Origin of the sequence: Brevundimonas sp., assembly GCF_036399195.1 — a bacterium.
In the GTDB taxonomy this organism is placed as follows: Bacteria; Pseudomonadota; Alphaproteobacteria; order Caulobacterales; family Caulobacteraceae; genus Brevundimonas.
This window is the reverse complement of the sequence record NZ_DASWNO010000085.1, coordinates 1-4243: the sequence shown is the minus strand read 5'-3', so window position 1 is coordinate 4243 and position 4243 is coordinate 1. Positions and strand designations below refer to the sequence as shown.

Genomic DNA, 4243 nt, shown 5'->3' with positions numbered 1-4243 from the left:
AGCTGGGCCAGCGTCGAGCCGTCGACGTATTCCACCATGCTGTGAATGATCGACTCGGGATGGACCACCACGTCGATCCGGCCGACGGGCATTGCGAACAGATAGGCGGCCTCGATCATCTCGAGGCCCTTGTTCGCCATGGTGGCGCTGTCGACAGAGATCTTGGCGCCCATGCTCCAGTTGGGATGACGGACCGCCTGTTCAGGGGTGACGCCCCGCATCGCCTCGAGCGGCGTGGTGCGGAACGGCCCGCCCGAGGCCGTCAGCACCAGCTTGGCGACCTGCTCAGGGGCTCCATGCGGAAAGACCTGAAAGATCGCCGAGTGCTCGGAATCGACCGGTATCAGCCGCCCGCCGGCCGCCTCGACCCGTTGCAGCAGGGCCGGACCGCAGCAGACCAGACTTTCCTTGTTCGCCAAGGCCAGGGTCGCCCCCGAATCCGCCGCCGCCCAGGTTGAGCGCAGACCGGCTGATCCGACGATCGAGGCCATGATCCAGTCCGCGGGCCGCGCGGCCGCCTCGATGACCGCACCGTCGCCCGCAGCCGCCTCGACACCCGTGCCCGCCAGCGCCTCGCGGAGATCGTCCAGCCGATCTGCGTCGGCGGTCACCGCGATCTTCGGCTTCCAGCGCCGCGCCTGTTCGGCCAGCCGGGCGATATTGGCGCCGCCGGTCAGCGCTTCCACTTCGAAGGCGCCGCTTCCGGCCACTTCAGCCTGATCCATCAGGTCCAGCGTCGAAGACCCCACGGAGCCTGTCGAGCCCAGGACGGTCACGCGCCGACGGATCACCCGGCGACTCCGGCCAGCCCCGCCAGCAGGCGCCCGCAAGCCACCACGACGACCGCGAACATCAGGCCATCGACCCGGTCCAGCAGTCCGCCGTGGCCCGGTATCAGCTTGCCCGCGTCCTTGACGCCGTAGCGCCGCTTCAACGCCGACTCCCACAGGTCGCCGGCCATGGTCGCCAGCGCCGCGGCCAGCCCCAGCACCGCCCCCCAGAGCGGTCCAATGCCCAGGTCGAGGAACGACGCGAGCGCGGCGCCGGCCGCCGTCCCGGCCAGAAGTCCGCCAATGAAGCCGGACCAGGTCTTGTTGGGCGAGAACCGTGGCCAGAGCTTGGGCCCCCCGACCAGACTGCCGACCAGATAGGCCATGATGTCGGCCGCCCAGGCGATGGCGAACGCCGTCACCGTCCACGCCAAGCCCGAGGCGGTGTCGACGTCTCGCAGCCAGATCAGCAGCACGGCCGGCCAGCCGAGGTAGAGGACGCCATAGGCGGCGTCGACCGCCTCCTGCCCTCGGTTGCGGGCGAACAGGCCGGCGGCGACGGCCCCGAACACCAGCATGACGAAGGCGAGCGACAGCTGCTCGGCGTGGGCCGCGACGACGCCGGCCACGAGGCCGAACGCCACGGCGCCGGCCATGATCCGCCATGCGCGGGCCGCGCTCATCATGGCCCATTCGACCGCCAGCAGGGCGCAGGCCGCCAGCATCAGGCCCAGGAACCAGAGCCCGCCGGCCCAGATCGCGAGCACGGCGGCGGGGGCCAGAACGACAGCCGAAGCGGCTCTCAGACCAATGTCGCCAGCCTTGACCGCCATCAGCCGGCCGCGAGCGCGGGCGCGGGCGAGACGCCCGGAGCTGGACGGCCGCCGAACCGCCTGTCCCGGTTCTGGTATTGCTGAACAACGTCGGCCAGCGCCGCCGGGCCGTAGTCGGGCCACAGCACGTTCTGATAGACGAGTTCGGCGTAGGCCGCTTCCCAGAGCAGGAAGTTCGACAGCCGCTGCTCGCCCGAGGTGCGGACGATCACGTCCACCGGCGGTCCGCCCGCGGTCGAAAGGCCCGAAGCGAGCGTCTGCTCGTTCAGAGGACCAGCCGCCTCGCCCGCCAGCACCAGATCGACGTAGCGTTGGGCCGCATCGATGATGTCGGCCCGGCCCCCATAGTTGAAGGCGACCTGAAGCAGGAATTTGTCGTTGTGCGCGGTCGTGGCCTCCGCCCGCTCGATGATGGCGGCGATGTCGGACGGCAAGCCAGTGCGGCGTCCGAGCACCCGGACCCGAACGCCCTCGCGCTCCAGCCGCTTCAAATCGCTGGCCACATACGAGCGCACCAACCCCATCAGGTCGGAAACCTCTTCGGCCGGCCGTTGCCAGTTCTCGGTCGAGAAGCCGAAGACCGTCAGGCAGCGGATGCCCAGCTCCGGCGCCGCCTGCACCGTCCGCTTCAGCGCCTGCACGCCCTCGCGGTGACCCATGGCGCGCGGCAGGCCGCGCCGTTCGGCCCAGCGGCCGTTGCCGTCCATGATCAGGGCGACGTGGAGCGGTCCGGGGGACGGCGTTAGGGACTCTGGGGACGAGGCGGGCATGGCGGCGCTATCCTTAAGGCAATTCGCGCCTCAAACCTGCATGATTTCAGCTTCTTTGGACCTCAAGGCCTCGTCGACGCGCTTGATGGCCGCGTCCGTGTCCTTCTGGACCTCGGTCTCCATCTTCTTCTGCTCGTCCTGGCTGATATCGCCGGCCTTTTCGGCCTTCTTGAGATCCTCGTTGGCGTCGCGGCGGACGTTGCGCACCGCGATCTTCTGCTGCTCTGCGTATTTGCCCGCCAGCTTGGCCAGATCCTTGCGGCGCTCTTCCGTCAGCGGCGGCACGGGAATGCGCAAGGTGGTGCCGTCCACGATCGGGTTCAGGCCGAGGCCCGCGGCGCGAATGGCCTTTTCGACCGGGCCGACCATCGACTTGTCCCAGACGCTGACCGAGATCATCCGCGGCTCGGGCACGCTTATGGCGGCCACCGCATTCAGTGGTGAGGCAGAACCGTAGGCTTCAACCCGGACGGGCTCCAGCAGGCCGGCGTTGGCGCGGCCGGTCCGCAGGCCGTTGAACTCTTCCTTCAGCGCCGCGACAGCCTTGTCCATGCGCTCGCGATAGGTTTTCAGGTCGGGCTTGGCCATCAGTGTTTCTCTCGTGATTTCTTGGCGTTGGCGGCTTAGGCGGACGCGTCGTCGGAGATGACCGTGAAGGTGCCCTCCCCCGTCAACGTCCGGCGCAGCGAATTGTCCTCGCGGATCGAGAACACCACGATCGGAATGCCCGAGTCACGCATCAGGGCGATGGCCGAGGCGTCCATGACCTTCAGATCGCGCGCCAGCACGTCGTGGTAGGTCAGGGTTTCGTACCGCGTCGCCGTCTTGTCCTTTTTCGGATCCGCCGTGTAGACGCCGTCGACGCTGGTGCCCTTCAGCAGCGCGTCGCAGCCCATTTCGGCCGCCCGGAGCGCCGCGCCGGAGTCCGTCGTGAAGAACGGCGCGCCGACGCCGGCGGCGAAGATCACCACCCGACCCTTCTCGAGATGACGCAGCGCCCGACGACGAACGTAGGGTTCGGCCACGGCGTTCATGGTCAGGGCGCTCTGCACCCGCGTTTGCACGCCGATCTTCTCGAGCGCTGCCTGCATCGCCAGTGCGTTCATGACGGTCGCCAGCATGCCCATGTAGTCAGCGGTGGCGCGCTCCATGTCGCCCGCCGCCTTGCTCAGCCCCCGGAAGATGTTGCCGCCGCCGATCACGAGGCAGATTTCGACGCCTTCGCGGGCCACCTGCGCCACGGCCTGCGCCACCGTCGCCACCGTCTTCATGTCGATGCCGTAGGCCTGATCGCCCATCAGCACCTCGCCCGAGACCTTCAGCAGCACGCGCTTGTAGCGAAACTCGGCGGGGGCGTCGGGCATGGGGAAGACCTTGGGGCAGCGCGGATTCGGCTCCTTATAGGTAGGCCCCGCCGGGGATTCAAAGCTTACCAGCAGTCGGCGCCGATTCCGGGTGCGCGGAGCGCCAGCAGGATGCGGCTGCGCTGCCGCCGGGTGATCGCTCCAGACGCCTCGAGGATGCAGCCGACAACCGTGTTCGAGTTCGGCGCCAGCAGACCGTACCGAAGGCCGCTGGCGTCCAGTTCCGCCCGCGCCCGCTCCAGCGCGGCCGGCGCCGAGGCCACGCGGGCCGGATCATCCGTGATGAGCGTCATCTCATGCAGGGCCTGACCTGACCCGGGGAAGTCGTAGGCTTGCGGATCGTAGACGGCGACCCGCGCGCCCAGGCGGTCGGCCGCTGGGGTGTCCGGACCGAACTTGGCGTTCTGACTGGCGGAGAAAACCAGGGCCGGGCCGCTCTCCGGCACGACCAGTATGTACGCATGGCGCGGAAACATGAGGTAGTGCGCCGGCCATTTGGTGAACCG

The 4243-nt window shown here is 68.7% G+C and carries 5 protein-coding genes and 1 pseudogene; all 6 read right to left on the bottom strand.

Annotated elements, in window-relative coordinates:
* On the bottom strand, positions 1 to 791 hold a 791-nt coding region (gene dxr / locus VGB60_RS04120; protein WP_331037008.1), incomplete at its 3' end, for a 1-deoxy-D-xylulose-5-phosphate reductoisomerase.
* The gene (locus VGB60_RS04115; protein WP_331037007.1) at positions 788 to 1603 is read right to left on the bottom strand and encodes a phosphatidate cytidylyltransferase; all 816 of its coding nucleotides are present in this window, start codon (positions 1601 to 1603) and stop codon (positions 788 to 790) included. The genes dxr and VGB60_RS04115, both read right to left, overlap by 4 nt.
* Entirely contained in the window at positions 1603 to 2373 is a 771-nt protein-coding gene (gene uppS, locus VGB60_RS04110) for a polyprenyl diphosphate synthase (RefSeq protein ID WP_331037006.1), read from the bottom strand. Before uppS ends, VGB60_RS04115 begins: the two co-directional genes overlap by 1 nt.
* 30 nt (positions 2374 to 2403) lie before the next feature.
* A complete protein-coding gene (gene frr / locus VGB60_RS04105; RefSeq protein WP_331037005.1) occupies positions 2404 to 2961 on the bottom strand; it encodes a ribosome recycling factor in 558 nt (185 codons plus the stop codon).
* 35 nt (positions 2962 to 2996) lie between these two features.
* A complete protein-coding gene (pyrH, locus tag VGB60_RS04100) occupies positions 2997 to 3737 on the bottom strand; it encodes a UMP kinase (protein ID WP_331037004.1) in 741 nt (246 codons plus the stop codon).
* Between the two features lie 65 nt (positions 3738 to 3802).
* Positions 3803 to 4243: pseudogene (locus VGB60_RS04095) on the bottom strand (hypothetical protein); the annotation flags it as partial.